The following is a 19880-nucleotide window of genomic DNA, read 5'->3' on the forward strand; positions in this document are numbered from 1 at the left end:
GCGGTTCACCTACCGCGAAAGCCCTGTGCCCCTGCGTAGTATCGGCGTTGCACACGTGCTGTCCCGTGCGACACGAGACGACGCTGCGCGGCATCGTGCGACGCCCAGACCAGTGACGGACAACCCCGGGAGATTCGGTTGGCGCCCATAGACGATCCCGTTCACCGCGGTGACGTGCCGCCGCCGATCGACCTGGCCGGGCACATGAAGGAACTGGGTCGCGCCGTCGTGCCCGCCCTGCTGATCGCGCTGCTCGTCGGCGCCGGCGTCTACGGCCTGCGTGCGTTCGCCACCGAGAAGCAGTACGCCGCCACGGTCACCACCGAGATCGTGCCCTCGGGCGAGGTCATCCCCGGCGACGCGTTCATCGAGCAGCTCCGCGCGCCGTTCATCGGGCTCGCCGCCGACAACGACGTCCTGCAGCAGGTGGTCTCCCAGACCGACACCGGATGGACCGCAGCGGAACTGGCTTCCCACCTCGAGCTGGCGCCCGGGACGTCGCCGGCCCTGCTCGACTTCACCGTCACCGCCGACTCCCCCGAGCAGGCACTCGACGTCGCCCGCACCACGGTCACCACCGTGGCGCAGGCGGCCGGCGCCAACGCCGCCCGGGACTCGCAGAGCAGCCTCGAACAGGTCCAGGCCTCCATCGCGGCGGAGGAAGCGCGCATCGCCCAGCTCATCCCCGGCGACCCGTCGCGGACGGCCGCCGAGCAGTCCCTCTCCCAACTGCGCGACCAGGCGACGCAGTTGCAGACCACCGGGAGCGGCGACCGCCTGATGGTGCTCGCCGTGCCGGAACCCAGCGACACCCCGGTCTCGCCGCTGCCGGTCTCCGAGGCCTCCGTGGCCGCGATCGCCGCGTTCATCGTGGCGGCGGAACTGATCGTGCTGATCCGCAGCCGCATCGGGCGCAAGCCCCGCCGCGCCTGGGCGCGCCGCATCGCGCGCAAGTACCGCGCCCGCTTCGATCCCACCGTCCGCGAAGGCCTTCCGCCCGTCGTCGCCGCGGCCGTCGCCACGGCGGAACGAGGCAACGGCAGCGGCGCGCGCCACGCCCGGCACGGTTCGTCGCCCACCATTCTCGTTCTCGTCGGCGACGACGCCCGCTACCCCGCGCCGATGTCGACGGGCCCGGACGGGCACGCCCGCCACCCCGACGCCCTGGTGGGTGCCGACCTCACGGGTCAGTGGTGGACGTACGTCGACGCGAGCAGTGTCGACACCGCCGTGGTGCTCGTCTCGGAGGGCGGGTCGGACCGCAAGGCCGCCGAGGCCGCGCTGCGCCGCCTGTCCGAGTTCCAGATCCCCACCCATCTGGTGGTCCAACCCGCCGGCAGCGCGAGTCGGCCCGCTCCCGCGTCCGTGCGACGCCCCGACAGACAGGTCGAGGACAATGCCCAACGATCGTAGAATCGCCGTCGTCCACGAGCGGCTCACGGAGATCGCAGGCTCCGAGCACGTCGTCGAGCAGTTGTCGATCCAGTGGCCGCAGGCGCAGGTGTACGCGCCCATCGCGCGTCCGGAAGGCATTCCGGCCGGGCTGAGTTCGCCGCCCCACACCACGTGGCTCAACCGCATCTACGACGGGATCGGGCAGCGTTCCTACGCCCCGGTGCTGCCGCTCATGCCGCTCGCGTTCCGGCGTCTCCCGCTTCGCGACGTCGACGCCGTCGTGGTCAGCCACCACGCCTTCGCGACGCAGACCGTGCACGCCACGGACGCCCCGGTGATCGCGTACGTACACAGTCCGGCGCGGTGGGCCTGGGACAAGGAGTTGCGCGCCGGCGAGGGCGGCGGGAAGGCGGGTGCGGCCATCCTCACCGGCCTGTCCGCAGTGGCTCGCCGCTGCGAGATCGGCGCCGCGCCACGGCTGCGCACGGTGGTGGCGAACTCGTCGGCGGTCGCCGAGCGCATCGCGAACTGGTGGGGACGCGACGACGCGCTCGTCGTCCATCCGCCCGTCGACACCGAGGGCTTCACGCCGGATCCGTCCGTCGAGCGCGAGGACTTCTTTCTCCTCGCCGGCCGTCTGGTCCCCTACAAGCGCCCCGACATCGCCATCCGGGCGGCGGCGAAAGCCGGTGTGCGGCTGGTGGTTGCAGGCGACGGCCGGGCGATGGATCAGTGCCGTGCCCTCGCGGGCCCGGACACCGAGTTCCTCGGCCGGGTCTCGCACGAGACGCTGCTGCACCTGCATCGCAGTTGCCGCGCCCTGCTCATGCCGGGCATCGAGGACTTCGGCATCGTGCCGGTGGAATCGATGGCGACGGGCACGCCGGTGATCGCGCTCGGCGAGGGCGGCGCACTCGACTCCGTCCTCGACGGCCGGACCGGCATCCACGTGGCACCGGGCTCAGACGAGAAGATCGTCGACGGGTTCGCGGAGGCGATGCGGTCCTTCGACCCGTCGACGTTCGACCGGGCCGACATCAGGTCGTGGGCGGAAGGGTTCTCGCGGGCCGAGTTCCGTCGCAAGATGCAGGAGGTCGTCGATGCCGCGCTCTGATCGACCCCGGTACACCTCCACTCCCCTGGATCGCACCTTCGTGCCGGCGCGGTCCATCGCCGTGCTCGGTCCGATCTCGGGCGTCACCGCCGACGCCGTGCGCGGCGTTCTGACCGCGGCCCGGTCCGTGTCCCCGACCTCCCGCATCGCGCTCGATCCTCGTGCGGACCAACGCGTTTGGGCGTATCGCGACGACGTCGCCGGTGGGGTCGCCGTGACCGAACGGCCCGATCTGCCGACCGACGATCTCGGCGAGCTCATGAACCGCATCCGCGAGCGAGACGGCGCGCGACTGCCCGTCGAGGTGATCCTCTGCGGGGACTACACGGTGGTGGACTACTCCCACGGCGTCGGGGACGGGCAGTTCGGCACCCTGCTGATCGGAGTCGCCGCCGGCGATCCCGACGGCACTCTCGCCCCGACCCTCGCACCCGCGTTGCCGGCCGGCGCCACCCGGCGTGCCCTGTGGCGCCACTTCCGCGAGAACCCCCGCGCCGTCCGGGATCTGCGCCGCGTCCGCGCGGACCACGCCCGCCCCGACACCGCCGACGACGGGGTGCCCACCCGCACCGTCGACAACTGGGCGAAGACCAAGACCTGCCGTGCCGAGTTCATGACCCCCGAGGTCTCGGCCGCACTGGAGGCGTGGGCGCGCGAGCACGCCCCGGGCGCGACGGCGGCGTCCGTCACCGTCGCCCTGGTGAACGCGGCGCTGCGCGCCGAGCAGGTGGCGCTCGACGATCACGTGATGATCCTCTTCAACTGCCGGCGCTACCTCGCCGAAGCGGACCGGACGGGCCACGGCAACTTCGCCATCGGCATTCCCGTGCGCGTCGGCGCCGGTGCGACGCCGGGCCTCGTGGCCACCGTGATGAAGGACGTCATCGACTCCGGCTGGCCCCTGGCCGTTCTCGGGGCGTCGGAGGCCCGGAGCGCGCTCACCCGGCACCGGATCGCTCCGGTGGCGGACGACACCGGCACCGTCACCGTGCCGGACCGACTGCGCCTCGCGGTCAGCGACCTCGGCAACCTCACCGGCCTGTACCGCCACCTCGAATTCGCCGACGACGGACGCCCGGCGCAGATGACGGCGACGCTCGAACCCGACGGTCCGGACGGCATCACCGTCCTGGTCTCCCGGCTGAACAAGGGACGCACCCTCGCCGCGACCTTCTGCGCCGACATGATCGACCCGAACGTGGTCACGCGAGCGTTGCGGCGGGCGTGCCTCGATCCCGTCGCCCTGCTGCGTCACGGGGAGTGAGCCGTGGGGTCGCCGGTTCGGGTGCTCGCCGCAGTGGCGACGCTCGTGCTGGCGGCGTCCTGCACACCCGGCGGCGAGGTACAGCCACCGAGTTCGACCACCCTGTCACCGGCGGCCGCAGACCCCGGTGAGTTACTCGAACCGCCGGAGGACTTCGTCGGGTACGCCGCACTCGACGACCTGACCTCCGCGGCGGTCACCGTCCGTTATCGCTCGACCTCCGCGCGTGACGGCTCGCCGACGGCCGTGACCGGAGTGGTGTTCGTGCCCAACGGAATTCCGCCCGCCGGCGGGTGGCCGGTGGTCGCCGTCGGGCACGCCACATCGGGGACGGCGAGTCGATGCGCCCCGTCCACGCACACCGGCCTGCTGGGGTCGCTGCCGACGGTGTTGCCCTTCCTCGCCAACGGCTACCTCGTCACCATGACCGACTACGAGGGGCTCGGCACCTCCGACGAGCACCCTTACCTCGACGCCCGCACGGCCGGCTACAACGTGCTCGATTCGGTGCGTGCGGCGCGCGCCGTGACCGGCGACGCCGGGGCGCGCTGGGTGGGCTACGGGGTGTCCCAGGGCGGTCAGGCCGTCTGGGCCGCCAACGAAGCCGCGGCGAACTATGCCGGCGAGCTCTCTTTGCTGGGCACCATCAGCGCGTCGCCGGCCACCGACCTGTCCCCCATCGTCGACGAGATGACGGAGGGCACGCTCACCGAGGAACAGATCGTCGTCCTGCCCTCGCTGATTCGCGGACTGCAGGTGGTCCATCCCGACCTCGTCCGATCCGATTACCTCCGGGGGCAACTCGCGGATCGAGCCGACGTGTTCGCCGCGTGCGAGGGCGAGAACACGGCCCTGCAGGCCGACATCGCCGCACGCACGACGCCGGCCGACTACGCGCCCGTCGACGACGCTGCGGCCGACCGCCTACGGGATTGGCTACGCCAGGCCCGAGTGCCGACGTCGGCCGCGTCGGCGCCGATGTTCGTCGGCTACGGCGAGGAGGATCGACTGACGTTGCCGCAGTGGACCATCGACGCGGCGCGCGAGGCGTGCGAGCGGGGTTCGACGGTGTTGTTGCGGGGCGCGCCCGGCCAGGGACACGGCATCCTCGACTTCGGGGCGGCCCCGGCCGAGTGGCTCCGGGACCGCTACGCCGGGGCGCCCGCGCCGTCGTCGTGCGCCGAGATGCGCTGACTCGACTGTGTGGTCACTCCCGCCACCGCCCTGATGGTGTCGCTACTCGCGCCACTGCCGCTCGAACGGCAGGCGCCAGGTGTGCGGGGCGACCAGACCGTGAATCGCGTTGGGCCCCCACGACCCCGGCTGATACGTCCGCACCGGCGGCGGGTTCTCCACCAGCGGCGTGGAGACCTCCCACAGCCGTTCGATGCCCTCGGCCGTGGTGAACAGCGTGTGGTCGCCGAGCATCGCGTCGAGGATCAACCGCTCGTAGGCCTCGAGGGCGTCGTCGGCGGACTCGGTGTCCTCGAGGGCGAACTGCATGCTGGCCTTGTCCAGCCGCATGCCGGGGCCCGGGCGTTTGCCGTAGAAGGACAGCGAGACCTTCGAGTTGTCCGTCAGATCGAACGTCAGATGGTCGGGACCCTGTGCTCCCACACCGGAATTCGCCGGGAACATCGACTTCGGCGGTTCCCGGAACGCGATGGAGACGATGCGCTGGCCCTCCGCCAGCTTCTTTCCGGTCCGCAGGTAGAACGGCACGCCCGCCCAGCGCCAGTTGTCGATGTGCACTCGCAGGGCGACGAAGGTGTCGGTCTCGGAGTCCGGCGCCACGCCCTCCTCGTCGCGGTACCCGGCGTACTGCCCGCGCACCACGTCGGACGGCTCCACCGGCAGCATCGACCGGAAGACCTTGTTCTTCTCCTCGCGGATGGCGTCGGGTTCGAGTGCGGTGGGCGCCTCCATCGCCACAAACGCCAGAACCTGGAACAGGTGGGTGACCACCATGTCCTTGAACGCGCCGGTGGCCTCGTAGAACCCGATGCGACCGTCGAGACCCAGCGTCTCGGGCACGTCGATCTGCACGTGCTGAATGAACGTGCGGTTCCAGATGGGTTCGAAGAGGCCGTTGGCGAAGCGGAAGGCCAGGATGTTCTGCGCCGGCTCCTTGCCCAGGAAGTGGTCGATCCGGAAGATCTGGTCCTCGGCGAAGGTCTCGTGCACCGCCGCGTTGAGGTCGCGGGCGCTCGCGAGGTCGGTGCCGAACGGCTTCTCCATCACGATGCGGGACCGCTCGACCAACTCCGCCCGACCGAGCATCTCCACCACCGACAGCGCGGCCGCCGGCGGAACCGACAGGTAGTGCAGGCGCTCCACCCGCATGTCATTGTCGCCACCGTCCGCTCGCAGCGCCTCCTCGGCCCGCTCGACGGCCGCGGCGAGTGCCTCCGGCCCGTCCTGCTGCGAGACGTAGGTCAGGCGCTCCTCGAACCGGTCCCACTCTTCCTGCGACGGCGACCGCGCCGAGAACGTCTCCACGGCCGTTTCCGCCAACGCCCGGAACTCCTCGTCGGTCATCGATTCGAGCGAGGTGCCCACGATGCGCAGGCGGGGAGCGAGATCCGACAGAACCAGATGCATCATGCCCGACAGCAGCTTGCGTTTGGCCAGGTCACCGGTGGCTCCGAAGAGAACGACCACCTGCGGGCAGGGAGCGGACAGCGGTGGGGCGAACCGGGAGGACGTCACCGCCCACATGGTTCCACACACCCCGCGCCCGGGCCGGTCGTCGGATCGTCACCCGGGGGTCCGTGAACGCTTTACACTGTACGAGTAACCGATATCGGAAGGGAACGCACAGAATCATGGCCGGGATGTCCACACACCGGTCGCACCGCGCATGACGGTCGACGCAGCATGACGACCCGGGACGAGTTGTTCCCCGGTACCGATCCCACGGCGACCGCGCACCGCGAGTTCGACTGGTCCTCCACCTCGCTGGGGCCCGTCGAGCAGTGGCCCGCGGCCCTCGTCTCCGCCATCCGCACCGTGCTCCCGTCCGAGGTGGGCATGCTGCTGTGGTGGGGCGACGATCTGGTGCAGATCTTCAACCACGCCTACACGCCCATGGCCGGCGAGCTGTTCCCCAAGGCCGTCGGACAGCGCGCGCAGGACTGCTGGAACTTCGCGTGGGACGCCATCGGCCCGCTCGCGGACGAGGCGCTGAGCGGCACGGCCGTCCACCGGCGCCGGGAGAGGTTTCTCCTGAACCGCTTCGGCTACGTCGAGGAAACCTACTTCACGTTCTCCTACAGTCCCATCTTCGGTGACGACGGCGGCGTGAACGGAGTCTTCGTTGCGACGTCCGACGTCACCCAGGAGGTTCTGACCGAGCGTCGGCTCGCCACGCTCCGCGATCTGGGGACCGTGTCGGTCACCGCGGACGCCGGGGTGGCCAGCGTGTGTCGTGCTGCGGTGGCTCGGCTGTCCGAGAACCCGGACGACGTTCCCTACGCTGCTGCCTTCCTCGGCACCGACGACGGGCCGGCGCAGGTGGCGTCGTTCGACACCGCCGACGGGGTCCTGCGCACCGCGGACCTCCGCGAGGTGACGTCCCGCGTCGCCGCGTCGGGCGTCGCCGAGACCGTCGCCATCGGCCCGACCTCGGCGTTGGTGCAGCCTCTGCTGGCGTCGTCGGACGCGCCCACGGGCGTGCTCGTCACGGGAACCAGCGAACTCCGACGCGTCGACGACCAGTACCGCGTCTTCCTCGAACTCGTCGCCGCGCGCATCACCACCGCGCTCACGGACGCCCACTCCTACGCGGCCGAGCGGCGTCGTGCCGAGCAGCTCGAGGAGCTGGACGCGGACAAGACCCGCTTCTTCGAGAACGTCAGCCACGAGTTCCGCACCCCGCTCACCCTCATGCTGGGACCGCTCGACGCGGTGCTGTCCGACGCGTCCGGCCACCTCGACGACCGCCACGTCCAGGCCCTGCAGTCCGCCCGTCGGTCCGCCCTGCGCCTGCAGAAGCTGGTCGACACGCTGCTCGACGTGGCCCGCGCCGACGCCGGGGAGATGCGCCCCGATCCCGAGCCGACGGACGCCGCCGCATTGATCGGCGACGCCGTGGGCCTGTTCCGGGACAGCACCGACCGCGCCGGGCTGGAGTTGACGGTCGACACCGACACCGGGGGCGCCCTGCTGGACCTCGACCGCGCACCGTGGACGCACCTGGTGATGAACCTGGTGTCCAACGCGGTCAAGTTCACCACCGAGGGATCGATCCGCGTCACGCTTCGTTGCCCCGTGGCGGACGACGGATCACGACGACTCGTCCTCGAGGTCGCCGACACCGGACCCGGCGTCCCCGAGTCGGACCGACGGAGGATCTTCGAGCGCTTCTATCAGGTGTCCGGGGTCACCAGCCGCAGTCGCGAGGGATCCGGCGTCGGGCTGTCCCTGGTGTCGGACATCGTCACCGCCCTCGGCGGCACCGTCGAGGTCACCGAGAACGTCCCCCGCGGAACGGTCTTCACCGTCGCTGTTCCGGCGACGGTCGCCACCGCTGGGCCGGACGCCGTGACGCCGACGGATCTGGTCACCGAACTCGGTGCGCGCTACGTCGGCGAGGCCGAGCAGTGGCGGCCGGTCGGGTCGGACGAGGCGCGATCGACGCAGGCCCCGCCGACGGACGGACAACGACGGGTCCTTCTCGTCGAGGACAACGCCGACATGCGCCGGTACGTCACCGGCCTGCTCGAGGACCAGGGGTGGCACGTCACCGCGACCGACGAGGTCGACACCGCCCTCGCGACCGCGCGGGCGACTCCGCCCGACATCATCGTCAGCGACATCATGCTGCCGGGGCGCAGCGGACTGTCGCTCGTGGACGAGGCACGCTCGGACGGGCGGTTGGTCCGCGTGCCGATCGTGCTGGTGAGCGCCCGCACCGGGTCCGCGCAGGTGATCGAGGGTCTGCGCATCGGGGCCGACGACTACGTGGTCAAGCCGTTCCAGCCGGCCGAGTTCGTGGCCCGGGTGCGGGTGCATCTGGAGCTGGCGCGACTGCGCGAGCAGTTGCTGGGCGACGCGCAGCGCGAGATCTCGTCCCTGCGCATCGCGTTGGACAGTCGCAGCGTGCTGAGCCAGGCGGTGGGCCTGATCATGGCTCAGGAGAACGTGGGACCGGACCGCGCGTTCGAGATCATCGCCAAGCGCAGCCAGACCGACAACGTGAAGGCCCGCATCCTCGCCGCGCAGGTGGTGGACGACTTCGTGCGCGAACTGGCTTGACTCGGCAGGCGCGATGACCGACCGCAAACCCCACGACATCTCGATCGAGACCTGGGTCGACCGGCAGATCCGGTCGGCGCAGGAGGCGGGTGCGTTCGAGAACCTACCCGGGGCGGGCAAGCCGATCCCCGCGTCGAGTACCGACGAGTTGGCCTGGGTGCGGGGGTATCTGCGGCGGGAGAATCTGCCGTCCGACGCGCTGCTGCCCACCCCGCTGCGGCTGCGCAAGGAGATCGAGAACCTGCGGGACACGGTCGCGTGTCTGCGGACCGAGGACGCCGTACGGGCCGAGGTGCGCGAGCTGAACCGGCGCATCATGGACTACCTGCGCATCCCGGTCGGGCCGGTGATTCCGGTGTCGCGGGTCGACGTCGACGCCGTTGTCGCGCAGTGGCTTCGGGACCGGGACGCGCTGGTCCGCGCTAGGGCGGAGGCGCGGCGCGCGCAGCCAGCACCCGCTCCGTCACCGGCTCGACGACGCGGGCTGCGATGGGGCCGACGACGGCCATGATCAGCACGTAGGCGGTGGCGAGGGCGGCCAGATCGGGCGGGACCGCACCTGCCGCGACCGCGAGACCGGCGATGACGATGGAGAATTCGCCCCGCGCGATCAAGGCGGCTCCGGCACGCATCCGGCCGAGCGGACCGACGCCGAGACGACCGGCGGCCCAGGCACCGGTGACCATCTTGGTGATCGCGGTCAGCACGGCCAGGGCGGCCGCGTAGCCCAGCACGGGCGGGATCGCGCGAGGGTCGGTGTTGAACCCGAACACCACGAAGAAGACGGCCGCGAACAGATCCCGCAGCGGTTCCAGGACGCGGGTCGCCGCCTGCGCGGTGGTGCCGGACACCGCGATACCGAGCAGGAACGCCCCGACCGCGGCCGACACCTGCAGGGCGGACGCGAGTCCGGCGACGAGCAGCGCGGCCCCGAACACTTTCAGCAGCATCACTTCTCGGTCCGGGCCGGCGAGCAGCGCGGACACCACGCGTCCGTATCGCAGGGCCACGAGAAGCACCACGGAGACCACCAGCAGGGAGATCCCGACGGCCTCGGCACCGCCGAGGAGTGTCACCCCGCCGACGACGGCGGTGAGCACGGGAAGGTAGAGCGCCATGGTGAGGTCTTCGAAAACGAGGATCGACAACACCACCGGCGTTTCCCGGTTGCCGAGACGGCCGAGATCGGTGAGTACTTTCGCGACGATGCCCGACGACGAGATGTACGTGACGCCCGCGAGGACCAGGGCGCCGACCGGACCCCACCCGAGCATCAGTGCCACCACCGCGCCGGGGCCCGCGTTGAGGACGATGTCCACCACGCCCGCGATCCACGAGCGGCGCAGTCCCGTCACCAGTTCCGCCGCCGTGTACTCGAGACCGAGGAGCAGGAGCAGCAGGACCACGCCGATCTCGCTGGCCAGTTCGGTGAACTCGTCGATGCCGTCGAGGTCGACGATCCCGCCCTTGCCGAAGAACAGGCCCGCCACCAAGTAGAACGGGATCGGCGAGAGGCCGACGCGTGTGGCCAGACGCGCGAGCAGGCCGAGCGCGAAGAAGACCGCCCCGAGCTCGGTGAGCCCCAGCGCGGTCTCCCCCACGGTCAGCAGCCGAGGATCTTGGCGGCGTGATCGAGCCCTTCGGTGGTGCCGACGGCGACCAGCAGGTCACCGGCGACCAGGGTGAAGTCCGGAGCGGGCGACGGCTGCACCTGCCCGGCCCGCATGACCGCCACCACCGACACCCCCGTGCGGGTGCGCATCGCCGTGTCCCCGAGCGTCCGGCCGTCGAACCGCGAACCCTCCTGCACGGGAAGCTGCCGCGTCCGGATGCCGGGGAGCTCGCGGTGTTCCTCGCCGAGCTGCGCGACGAGCTGCGGCGCGCCGAGCAGGTTGCCCAGCGCCGCCGCTTCCTCGTTGCTCAGCGTGATCGATGCCTGCGTGGTGTCCGGATCGTCGCGCTTGGACACGATCAGCTCGTTGGTGCCGTCCTTGCGGGTGATCACCCCGATGCGCCGACCACCGGCCAGTGCGAAGTCCTTGCGCACCCCGATACCGGGCAGCAGGGTGACGTCGACGTTCATGCGGCGATGCTAGCGCCGCTTTCCGTAGCGCCGCTCGAACTTCTCCACGCGGCCCTGGGTGTCCATGACGCGCGCCGCACCCGTCCAGAACGGGTGCGACTCGTTGGTGACGTCGACGACCACCAGCGGGTAGGTGCGGCCGTCGGTGTACTCGACCGTGCGGTCGCTGGTCACGGTGGATCGAGTGAGGAACATCGAGCCGGTGCCCGAGTCCTGAAAGACCACCGGGTGGTAGTCGGGGTGGATGCCGTTCTTCATTCGCGTGCCTTTCCGGTGTTGCGCGGGAGAGTGGATTCGGTGGTGCTCGCGCGGGGCTCGTCGGTCTCGCACGGGTCCTCGTGGTACTGACCGAACGGGTCCTCCCAGGTGGTCCAGCTCCCCGGATCAGCCAGTTCGGCGTCCGTGAGCAGCGCGTCGGTGAGGACGCGATGCACGTGCTCGGGGTCGGCGCCGGCGAGCAGCACGACGAGCGACTGGGCGCGGTCGCCGTACTCGTCGTCCCACCCCAGCGCCGCCATCGCCCGTCGGGCGACGGACACGTCGTCGTACTCGGGGGCGTCCATCGCCGCGAGCCACCGCCCGGCGGCGGCGATGCGCAGACCGCCGCCGGCGGACTCGAGCCAGAGCACCGCGTCGGGCTGCGTGGCCACCCAGAGTCGGCCGCGGGCGTGGACGACGTCGTCGAGCAGGACGTCGACCGCCTCGTGCAGTCGGCCCGGATGGAACGGACGACGATCGGAGATCTCGAGTAACTGCACTCCGCAGTCCTCGGTGAGCGGCGGGGCGCCGTCGAGCAGCGGGGCGTGCGCGTCGTCCACCGCACCACGACGTGACGACGCCGGCACCGCGGCGAGCAGGTCGGCAGGCGTCTCGTTCACCGCGATCCACGTGGTGGCCGCCCGCGGCGCGAGGCGGGCGAGGACGGCGGTGAGCCGGGCCGCGGTCCAGCGATCCGGCGCGGTATCGGCGACCACCAGCACGTCGGCGTGACGCGCGTTGCCCACGGTCACCTGCGCGACGGTGCGGTCGTCGTACGCCGACATCGGCTCGTCGCCGGTCGCGTCACCGAGGAACGACGCCGCGTCGACGCATCCGACCACGGCCTCGATCCGGACGTCGTGACCCGCGGGGGCGTCCACCCGGCCGACCATGCCCGTGACGACGGTGTTCTCGATCGCCCAGCACAACGCCTCCGCTTCCAGCAGGGGGTCGAGGCGCACGACGATGCGGCGCACCGCGGCGTCGTCGGCGAGCGTGCGCAGCAGCGGCAGCAGGTCCATACGCAGCATGCAGTCGACGCAGCAGCCCGCGACGCCGAGAGCGACGTCGCGCACGCGGGCCTGGCCGTCGGCGTCGACGCGCGTGGTGCGCCGGGTGACGACGCCGGCCTCGACGCCGCTCAGATCGTGGTGGACGACGGCGGTGCCGGGCTCGGCAAGGGACGTGGTCACCGCCTCGAGCGGCCCGCGCGGTCCACAGACCAGCACGAGCGGGGTGCGATCGACCGTCATGGCATCCTTTCGACAACGATTGTCATTACCGACGGTTCAGCGTACAGTCCACCGACCGAAACGACAATCGTTGTCGACAAGGAAGGCTCGACCATGTCCGCGCACTGCGACGTCACCGGACGCGCACCCGGCTTCGGAAAGTCGGTGTCGCATTCTCACCACCGCACCTCACGACGCTGGAACCCCAACATCCAGAAGAAGACGTACTTCGTCCCCAGCCTCGGCCGCCGCGTCACCCTCACCGTGTCCGCCAAGGGCATCAAGACCATCGACCGCGACGGCATCGACGCCGTGATCGCCCGCCTGCGCGCCGACGGACGGAAGGTCTGACATGGCGAAGAGCACCGACATCCGGCCCGTCGTGAAACTGAAGTCCACCGCCGGGACCGGCTACACCTACGTCACCCGCAAGAACCGACGCAACGACCCCGACCGGTTGGTGCTGAAGAAGTACGACCCCGTCGTGCGTCGGCACGTCGATTTCCGCGAGGAGCGCTGATGGCCAAGAAATCCAAGATCGCCCGAAACGCTCAGCGCAGCGTCGTCGTCGAGCGGTGGGCCGAGCGTCGTCGCGAACTGAAGGAGACCATCCGGCGCCCCAGCACCTCGGACGCGGACCGCACCGCCGCCCTCGCCGCCCTGCAGCGTCTGCCGCGTGACGCGAGTCCGGTACGATTGCGCCGACGCGACGCTGTGGACGGACGCCCTCGCGGGCATCTTCGCCAGTTCGGACTGTCCCGCATTCGCGTTCGCGAGATGGCACACCGTGGAGAACTCCCCGGCGTCCACAAGAGCAGCTGGTGACAGCGCACGCACCGACACGAGCCGGGAAGTAGGAGCACCACATGGCAGTCAAGCGAGGCCCGTCCAAGAAGGACCGCGCCGAGGCGAACCGCAAGCCCAAGAAGAACCCGCTCATCGCGGCGGGCATCACCGAGGTCGATTACAAGGACGTGAACCTGCTCCGCCAGTTCATCTCCGATCGCGGCAAGATCCGTAGCCGCCGCGTCACCGGCCTCACCCCGCAGCAGCAGCGGCAGGTCGCCACCGCCGTGCGCAACGCCCGCGAGATGGCTCTGCTGCCGTTCACCACTCGGTGACACCGACGACGTAGGAGGGTGTGGCCGGCGACGTGTCGGGAGTAGTCGCCGGGTTCACCGTCATCTTCGTGGTGATCGCCGTGGGCTACGTCGTGGCCCGCACCGGGGTGCTCGGCGCCCACGGCGAGTTCGTCCTCGGCCGCACCGTCTTCTTCGTCGCCACCCCGGCGCTGCTGTTCGACACTCTGTCCACCTCCGACCTGTCGGTGGTCTTCTCGTCCACCCTGGCCATCACCGCGGTCAGCGCGTCGGCGATCGGTGTCCTCGCCTTCGTCGGCGCGCTCCTGCGGCGACGCCCGGCACCCGAGGCCACGGTCGCCGCCCTCTCCGCGTGCTACGTCAATGCGGCCAATCTCGGCATCCCCATCGCGGTCTTCGTCCTCGGTGACGCATCCTTCATCGCCCCGTTGCTGCTCTTCCAGATCATGGTGCTTTCCCCCGTCGCACTCGGCATCCTCGACGTCACGACGTCACCCGGGCGCGCCTCGGCCCTGTCGATCGTCGCCGCGCCGTTCACCAACCCCATCGTGCTCGCCGGGCTCGCCGGCCTCGCCCTCGCCGTCACCGGTGTCACCCTGCCCGCGCCGGTCGCGGAACCGTTCGCCCTTCTCGGCGCCGTCAGCGTCCCCGGCGCACTCCTGGCGTTCGGCATGTCGCTGCGCGGCGCACGCGTGCTCCAGCGCGGCGGCGACACCCCACGATCGGACGTCCTGCTGGCAGCCGGACTCAAGACCGTCGCCCTCCCCGTCCTCACCTACGTCCTGGCGCGATGGGTGTGGGGAGTCGACGGCAAGGAGCTCTTCGCCGTCGTCGTCATCGCCTCCCTCCCGACGGCGCAGAACGTGTTCGTCTACGCCTCCCGCTACGGCCGCGGCGTCGTCCTCGCCCGCGACACCGGCTTCGTCACCACCGTGCTCGCCATCCCCCTCATCGCCGCCGTGGCCGCCCTGCTCGCGTAGGGGCGCGAAAAATTTTCGCTACGGTGGAGGTCATGAAGGCGCTCGCGGTCGGACTACTGCTCTGTCTGACGCTCGCCGCCTGCAGTTCCGGCGCCGCCGAACCCGCCGACCCCGACGGCGCGGGAGCCAGCCCCACCGACATGGTTCCGGTACCCGGCGCCCCTCCCGTGCCGCACGAGGTACCGATCGACCAGTCCGGCACCGCGTTTCGCCCCGAGCCCGCCCTCGTCTTGGCGCAGTCGACACCGTTCGAGGCCTGGACCGCGCTGCCCGGCAATCGCATCGCGGTGCACTTCGTCACCGGCTCCCCCGAGTGCTACGGCGCCGACGCGACCGTCGCCGAGACCGAGCGTGACGTGACGATCACCGTCCGTACCGGCCGCCTCGCGTCCGCGCAGGACAAGACCTGCATCATGATCGCCGTCGTCGGCACCATGGAGCTCGACCTCTCCGCCCCGGTGGGCGACCGCACCGTGCGGAACGGAACCTGACCTACCTCCGCTTCCGCGACGACAGGTAGTCGCTGACCACCGCGGCACCCAGACCGTCGAGGTCCGGGGCGATCACGCGGCCGCCCACCCGGTGGGCCATGCGATCCACCACACGCGCCAACCCCGGATCGTCCCCGAGCCGGAAGATGGTGACCTGCGCGCCGATTCGGGCCACGGTGTCGAGTTCGCGCACCGTCAATCCCAGCGTGCGCGCACTCGGCGGATAGTCGAACACCGCGTTGCCGTCCGGCTCGAGGTGCGCCGTCGGTTCGCCGTCGGTCACGATCAGCACCACCGGCTGCGCGTTGGGGTGCCGGCGCAGGTGGCGCACCGCGAGCATCAACGCGTGGTGCAGGTTGGTGCCCTGGTCCCAGGCGCCGTCGAGTCCCGCCAGTTCCGACGGGGTCAACGTCTGCGCGTGTCGACCGAATCCGATCATCGTCAGCGCGTCGCCCCGGAACCTGGTGGACACCAAATGGTTCAGGGCCAGGGCCGTCTGCTTCATCGGCACCCACCGCCCCTCCATGACCATGGAGAACGAGGTGTCGACCAGCAGCGCGACCGCGGCCTGGGACCGCTGCTGGGTCTCGGTGATCTCGACGTCCGCCACCGCCAGCCGCACGCCGACCGCCCCCGTCTCGGACCGCGGTTCCGCCGCGGTGCGCAGGACGGCATTGGTGACCGTCCGCACCACGTCCCAGGGTTCGGTGTCGCCGAACTCCCACGCGCGGGACGCGCCCGTGGGCTCGCCCATCGCACCCGCCCTCCGGGTGTCGCGCTCGCCGCGTCGCGACGCGAGGGACCCGGCCACGTCGCGCAGGGCGGCTTGACCCAACTGCCGCATGGCTTTCGGGGACAGACGCCACTGACCGTCGGCGCCCTTGTCGAGGAACCCTTCCTGCTGCAGCGCCTCCTCCAGGTCGGCCAGCATGCGCGCGTCGGCGGCCGCCTCGGGCCCGAGTTGCCGTAAAAGCGCGTCGGCGTCGATGTCGTCCAACGCCGCACCGTTGTACTGCTGGGAGAGTTGATCTCCCAACTCCTCGAGCTCGGCGATGTCCTGCAGCATGCCGGTCCCGTCGCCGAGCCCCATGCCCTGCTGCCCCCGGAAGTTCTGCGACCCGTCCCAGTCCTCACCGGGCCGGGCGGACTGCAGATTGGCGTCCAGTCGAGCCAGCTGATCCATCAGGTCCGGGCTGCCGAAGGCCTGCTGCGCCAACGCATCCAGCTCGGCACGCTGATCCGCCGAGAGGGAGTTGCGGAGCCGCTGCGCCGCCGCCGACCGCTGGGCGAGAGCGTCGATCAGCTCGTCCACGCTCTGCGGGTTCTCCGGGAAGAACTCGCCGTGATCGGCCATGAAGTCACGGAACTGCTGGTCGGTGTCCTCCCCGCGCGCGTGGGCGTCGAGCAGATCGTTGAGGTCCGAGAGCATCTGCTGCACCCGGGCGCGGTCCTCCTCCGTGGCGCCCTCGAGCGCTTGCTTCATGCCCTGGAAGCGTTGGTCGAGCACCTCGCGGCCGAGCAGATCCTTGATCTTCTCGTAGTTCTCACGGGCCTCGGAGCTGCGCCAGTCGTAGTCGGTGAGCTCCTGCACGGCCTGCGCGGTCGACGGCGGCAGCTCGGCGAGCTGCATCTCCGCGAATCGGGCGTCGTCGTCCAACGCCCTCGCCAACGCCTTGCGCTCCTCGAGCACCGCCTTGTCGAGCAGCTCGCGGACCTCCTGGAGGGTGCCGTCGAGGTTGCGGTTCTTCAACAGTTCCCGGCGCTTCCGGTTCGCGCGCGCCGCGAGATCGTCGAGCCCCCGCATCGATCGTGTTCCGCGGCGGAGCATCTCCTGCAGAGCCCGCCGCGGCGACGAGCCCTCGAGCACGTCGCGGCCGATGGTCTCGAGCGCTTCGCGCAGATCCACCGGCGGCGCAAGAGGATCCGGACCGTCGACGTACGGGCCGTATCGGGTCGACCGAATCGGACGGTCGGGTGAGCGGGCCATCAGCTGTACACCGTCTGCCCGTCGTCGGCGGTGTCCTTGCCGATACGCCGCGCGAGATACAGACCCTCCAGAGCCAGTTCGAGGGCGGACGCCCGCTCCCCCACCGAGGTCGCGCCGAGCCGCTGGGCGACCTCGTCGACCACCGGGAGGTCGGGAAGCGCGTCGAGCAACGCCTTCGCCGTCACGCGGGCGCCGGTGACCACCGGCTCGCCCTGGTCGATCGCATTCACCAGCGGGCCGAGATCGATGCCGCCCAACGACTCTCGCGCCGTGTCCGCGGTGGCACGACGCAGCAGGTGAGTCAGCACCTCGATCTCGCGACCTTCCTCGCCGGATTCGAACTCGACCTTGCCGCGTAGGACGTCGACGACCGTCGTCGTGTCCACCGGCCGTGCCACGGGGTCGTCCTCCCCCAGCACGGCGGCGCGGTGAATCGCGGCCGCGCCCACCGTCTCCGCCGCGGCGACGGCGAATCGCGCCGAGACGCCGGAACGCTGGTCCACCGAGGGCGATTCGCGCAGCAGCCTCGTGAAACGGGCCAGGACCTCGAGAACGTGCGGCGGCACGTCGGCGGACAGGTCCGCCTCCTGCTCGATCACCGAGATCTCGTCGGTGAGCAGAAGCGGGTAGTGCGTGCGGATCTCCGCACCGAACCGGTCCTTGAGGGGGGTGATGATGCGGCCGCGGTTGGTGTAGTCCTCGGGGTTCGCGCTGGCCACCAACAGCACGTCGAGCGGCAGCCGCACGGTGTAGCCGCGGATCTGGATGTCCCGCTCCTCCATGACGTTCAGCAACGACACCTGGATGCGTTCGGCGAGATCGGGAAGCTCGTTGATGGCGACGATGCCCCGGTGCGTGCGCGGCACCAGGCCGTAGTGGATGGTCTCGGGGTCGCCGAGGCTGCGGCCCTCGGCCACCTTGACCGGGTCCACGTCGCCGACGAGGTCGGCGACCGAGGTGTCCGGCGTCGCCAACTTCTCGGAGTACCGCTCGCTGCGGTGACGCCAGGCGACAGGAAGGTCGTCGCCGAGTTCCGCGGCGCGGCGGATCGACGCGGGCGTGATCGGCTCGTACGGGTGCTCGCCGAGCTCGGATCCGTCGATGACGGGAGTCCACTCGTCGAGCAGGGTCACGAGGGTGCGGAGAAGTCGGGTCTTGCCCTGGCCGCGCTCGCCGAGCAGCACGACGTCGTGCTGCGCGAGCAGGGCGCGTTCGAGTTGCGGGAGGACGGTGTCCTCGAAGCCCAGGATGCCGGGCCAGGCGTCATGCCCGTCGCGGAGGGCGGCGAGCAGGTTCTCACGAAGTTCGGTCTTCACGGATTTCTGGACATGGCCCGACGCGCGGAGTTCACCGAGTGTGGTCGGACGGTCGATGCTCGAGGTCACTTCTCCAACGTACGAGCCGGACGGCGATCCGGCACGCCCGCGCTCAGTGACCGGTCTGATCCATCAGGTCCTTGCCCTCCGCGTTCTTCACGCGCTTGCGTTCGAGCAGGACGAGGGCGAGGCCGGCCGCCCAGAGGACGACGGTCGCCGGAAAGAGGATCATCGCCCACCCCGAGAAGCCGTAGCCGGCCGCCACCAGAGCGGATCCCAGCGCCCCCAGACCCAGGGCGATGAGGAAGTATCCCGGCCAGTTCCGCGCGTCGGCGATCGCCTCGCCCGCGTGGGCGCGCATGGTCCGTTCGTCGTCCCGCGGTTCGCGCTCCTCGCTTCCCTCGGCCTCGCCGTCGGGCGCCACTCGGTCCGGAGTCATGCGCCGCGTCTACCCTGGCGAAAACCGGACCAAACCCCCTGCGACGGTTCTTCGGTAGCGTCGTCGGATGTGACCACGACCAGTGCCTACGACTTCACCGCCACCACCATCGACGGCGAGCCCGTCGACCTCGCGGACTACCGCGGGAAGCCGCTGTTGATCGTCAACACCGCCTCGCAGTGCGGGTTCACGCCGCAGTACGAAGGTCTCGAAGCGCTGCACCGCACCTACGGCCCGCGCGGGCTCGTGGTGCTGGGGTTCCCGTGCGATCAGTTCGGCCATCAGGAGCCGGGTGATGCCGAGGAAATCAAGAACTTCTGCTCGCTGCGGTACGACGTGACCTTCCCCCTCCACGAGAAGATCGATGTGAACGGCGACGAGGCTCACCCGCTCTATCAGTGGCTGCGGAAGCAGAAGTCCGGCGTGCTGGGCAACCGCATCAAGTGGAATTTCACCAAGTTCCTGGTGGACGCCGACGGTCGAGTGGTGGACCGCTTCGGCCCCACCACCAAGCCCGAGAAGCTCGCCGACCCGATCGAGAAGGTGTTGACGGACCGAGCATGACCGCACCCGATCCGACGATGGAGGCGATCACCGCGGCCGTCGTCCGCGGTCGCGGTGGTGATGTCGCCGGGGCGCGGTCCGACCTCGAGGCCCTGTGGTCCGAGATCGGGGTGGGCGGTGACCCGTTCCATCGGTGCACGCTGGCGCACTACCTCGCCGATCTGAACCTCGCCGACAACCTCCGGCGATCGGGGTCCTTTCCGGCCGCCGACCACCTCGATCGCGCCGAGGAGCGTCTGTCGGCACTACCCGACGACGCGTACGGCGACATGATTCGCTCCGCCCTCACCGAGCTGCGCCGGGCGGTGGCCGAGCTTCGCACCGAACGCCTGTCGACTGCGCCTGATTCCTGATCCCGTCCCGGATTCCGGTCGATCGAGCGGCGGGTGTCGGTGGGGGTC

Annotated in this window: 22 protein-coding genes; 14 read left to right on the forward strand and 8 right to left on the reverse strand. The window is 70.5% G+C overall.

Annotated elements, in window-relative coordinates; genetic code table 11:
* The first annotated feature begins 174 nt into the window (after positions 1-174).
* From BMZ18_RS15110 to BMZ18_RS15125, 4 genes are read left to right on the forward strand one after another with little or no spacing between them, the layout of a single operon-like run.
* Positions 175-1413, forward strand: coding sequence for a YveK family protein (locus tag BMZ18_RS15110; RefSeq protein WP_068365702.1), 1239 nt, complete (start codon positions 175-177; stop codon positions 1411-1413).
* On the forward strand, positions 1397-2509 hold the full coding sequence (locus BMZ18_RS15115; protein WP_068365701.1) for a glycosyltransferase: 1113 nt from the start codon (positions 1397-1399) through the stop codon (positions 2507-2509). The genes BMZ18_RS15110 and BMZ18_RS15115 overlap by 17 nt, the downstream gene beginning before the upstream one ends.
* Complete coding sequence (locus tag BMZ18_RS15120; protein ID WP_082895205.1) at positions 2496-3773, forward strand: hypothetical protein; 1278 nt, start codon at positions 2496-2498, stop codon at positions 3771-3773. The genes BMZ18_RS15115 and BMZ18_RS15120 overlap by 14 nt, the downstream gene beginning before the upstream one ends.
* A gap of 3 nt (positions 3774-3776) precedes the next feature.
* A complete protein-coding gene (locus BMZ18_RS15125; RefSeq protein ID WP_068365700.1) occupies positions 3777-4967 on the forward strand; it encodes a lipase family protein in 1191 nt (396 codons plus the stop codon).
* 42 nt (positions 4968-5009) lie between these two features.
* Here BMZ18_RS15125 and zwf read toward each other — a convergent pair whose 3' ends face one another.
* The gene (gene zwf, locus BMZ18_RS15130) at positions 5010-6491 is read right to left on the reverse strand and encodes a glucose-6-phosphate dehydrogenase (protein WP_139203989.1); all 1482 of its coding nucleotides are present in this window, start codon (positions 6489-6491) and stop codon (positions 5010-5012) included.
* A gap of 159 nt (positions 6492-6650) precedes the next feature.
* Here zwf and BMZ18_RS15135 point away from each other — a divergent pair, with 159 nt between their 5' ends.
* A complete protein-coding gene (locus BMZ18_RS15135; RefSeq protein WP_068365699.1) occupies positions 6651-9029 on the forward strand; it encodes an ATP-binding protein in 2379 nt (792 codons plus the stop codon).
* Positions 9030-9042: 13 nt separating this feature from the next.
* On the forward strand, positions 9043-9540 hold the full coding sequence (locus BMZ18_RS15140) for a DnaJ family domain-containing protein (protein ID WP_068365698.1): 498 nt from the start codon (positions 9043-9045) through the stop codon (positions 9538-9540).
* Here BMZ18_RS15140 and BMZ18_RS15145 read toward each other — a convergent pair.
* The 4 genes from BMZ18_RS15145 to mrf are packed head-to-tail and all read right to left on the reverse strand — an operon-like array spanning position 9452 to position 12623.
* Positions 9452-10630, reverse strand: a complete 1179-nt coding sequence (locus BMZ18_RS15145) for a cation:proton antiporter (RefSeq protein ID WP_068102711.1) — start codon at positions 10628-10630, stop codon at positions 9452-9454. The genes BMZ18_RS15140 and BMZ18_RS15145 overlap by 89 nt on opposite strands.
* A gap of 2 nt (positions 10631-10632) precedes the next feature.
* Positions 10633-11112 carry a cation:proton antiporter regulatory subunit gene (locus tag BMZ18_RS15150; RefSeq protein ID WP_068365697.1) on the reverse strand — a complete coding sequence of 160 codons (480 nt, stop codon included), beginning with the start codon at positions 11110-11112 and terminating at the stop codon, positions 10633-10635.
* 9 nt (positions 11113-11121) lie between these two features.
* Positions 11122-11370: a type B 50S ribosomal protein L31 gene (locus tag BMZ18_RS15155; protein WP_068147374.1), complete on the reverse strand. Its 249-nt coding sequence runs from the start codon at positions 11368-11370 to the stop codon at positions 11122-11124.
* Positions 11367-12623: a ribosome hibernation factor-recruiting GTPase MRF gene (gene mrf, locus BMZ18_RS15160; protein ID WP_068102720.1), complete on the reverse strand. Its 1257-nt coding sequence runs from the start codon at positions 12621-12623 to the stop codon at positions 11367-11369. The genes BMZ18_RS15155 and mrf overlap by 4 nt, the downstream gene beginning before the upstream one ends.
* A 93-nt stretch (positions 12624-12716) precedes the next feature.
* Here mrf and rpmB point away from each other — a divergent pair, with 93 nt between their 5' ends.
* From rpmB to BMZ18_RS15190, 6 genes are read left to right on the forward strand one after another with little or no spacing between them, the layout of a single operon-like run.
* A complete protein-coding gene (gene rpmB, locus BMZ18_RS15165; RefSeq protein WP_068102722.1) occupies positions 12717-12953 on the forward strand; it encodes a 50S ribosomal protein L28 in 237 nt (78 codons plus the stop codon).
* Between the two features lies 1 nt (position 12954).
* Positions 12955-13122: a 50S ribosomal protein L33 gene (rpmG, locus tag BMZ18_RS15170; protein WP_068102723.1), complete on the forward strand. Its 168-nt coding sequence runs from the start codon at positions 12955-12957 to the stop codon at positions 13120-13122.
* Entirely contained in the window at positions 13122-13427 is a 306-nt protein-coding gene (rpsN, locus tag BMZ18_RS15175; RefSeq protein ID WP_068102725.1) for a 30S ribosomal protein S14, read from the forward strand. The genes rpmG and rpsN overlap by 1 nt, the downstream gene beginning before the upstream one ends.
* A 41-nt stretch (positions 13428-13468) precedes the next feature.
* Positions 13469-13723, forward strand: coding sequence for a 30S ribosomal protein S18 (gene rpsR, locus BMZ18_RS15180; RefSeq protein ID WP_068102727.1), 255 nt, complete (start codon positions 13469-13471; stop codon positions 13721-13723).
* A 32-nt stretch (positions 13724-13755) separates the two neighbouring features.
* Positions 13756-14682: an AEC family transporter gene (locus BMZ18_RS15185; RefSeq protein WP_068365710.1), complete on the forward strand. Its 927-nt coding sequence runs from the start codon at positions 13756-13758 to the stop codon at positions 14680-14682.
* 32 nt (positions 14683-14714) lie between these two features.
* Positions 14715-15173, forward strand: a complete 459-nt coding sequence (locus BMZ18_RS15190) for a hypothetical protein (RefSeq protein ID WP_068365709.1) — start codon at positions 14715-14717, stop codon at positions 15171-15173.
* Between the two features lies 1 nt (position 15174).
* On the opposite strand, the gene BMZ18_RS15195 is transcribed toward BMZ18_RS15190, so the two are convergent.
* Genes BMZ18_RS15195 through BMZ18_RS15205 form a run of 3 tightly spaced genes read right to left on the reverse strand, consistent with a single transcriptional unit; the run spans position 15175 to position 18915 of the window.
* Entirely contained in the window at positions 15175-17160 is a 1986-nt protein-coding gene (locus BMZ18_RS15195; protein WP_068365696.1) for a vWA domain-containing protein, read from the reverse strand.
* Positions 17160-18545 carry a sigma 54-interacting transcriptional regulator gene (locus BMZ18_RS15200; RefSeq protein WP_068365695.1) on the reverse strand — a complete coding sequence of 462 codons (1386 nt, stop codon included), beginning with the start codon at positions 18543-18545 and terminating at the stop codon, positions 17160-17162. The genes BMZ18_RS15195 and BMZ18_RS15200 overlap by 1 nt, the downstream gene beginning before the upstream one ends.
* A 43-nt stretch (positions 18546-18588) precedes the next feature.
* On the reverse strand, positions 18589-18915 hold the full coding sequence (locus BMZ18_RS15205) for a hypothetical protein (RefSeq protein WP_068147359.1): 327 nt from the start codon (positions 18913-18915) through the stop codon (positions 18589-18591).
* Positions 18916-18984: 69 nt separating this feature from the next.
* On the opposite strand from BMZ18_RS15205, the gene BMZ18_RS15210 reads away from it, so the two are divergent.
* The gene (locus BMZ18_RS15210) at positions 18985-19479 is read left to right on the forward strand and encodes a glutathione peroxidase (protein ID WP_068365694.1); all 495 of its coding nucleotides are present in this window, start codon (positions 18985-18987) and stop codon (positions 19477-19479) included.
* Positions 19476-19832, forward strand: coding sequence for a hypothetical protein (locus BMZ18_RS15215; protein WP_068365693.1), 357 nt, complete (start codon positions 19476-19478; stop codon positions 19830-19832). The genes BMZ18_RS15210 and BMZ18_RS15215 overlap by 4 nt, the downstream gene beginning before the upstream one ends.
* Positions 19833-19880 lie beyond the last annotated feature (48 nt).

The sequence above is a fragment of the Rhodococcoides kroppenstedtii genome (assembly GCF_900111805.1).
Lineage (GTDB): Bacteria > Actinomycetota > Actinomycetes > Mycobacteriales > Mycobacteriaceae > Rhodococcoides > Rhodococcoides kroppenstedtii.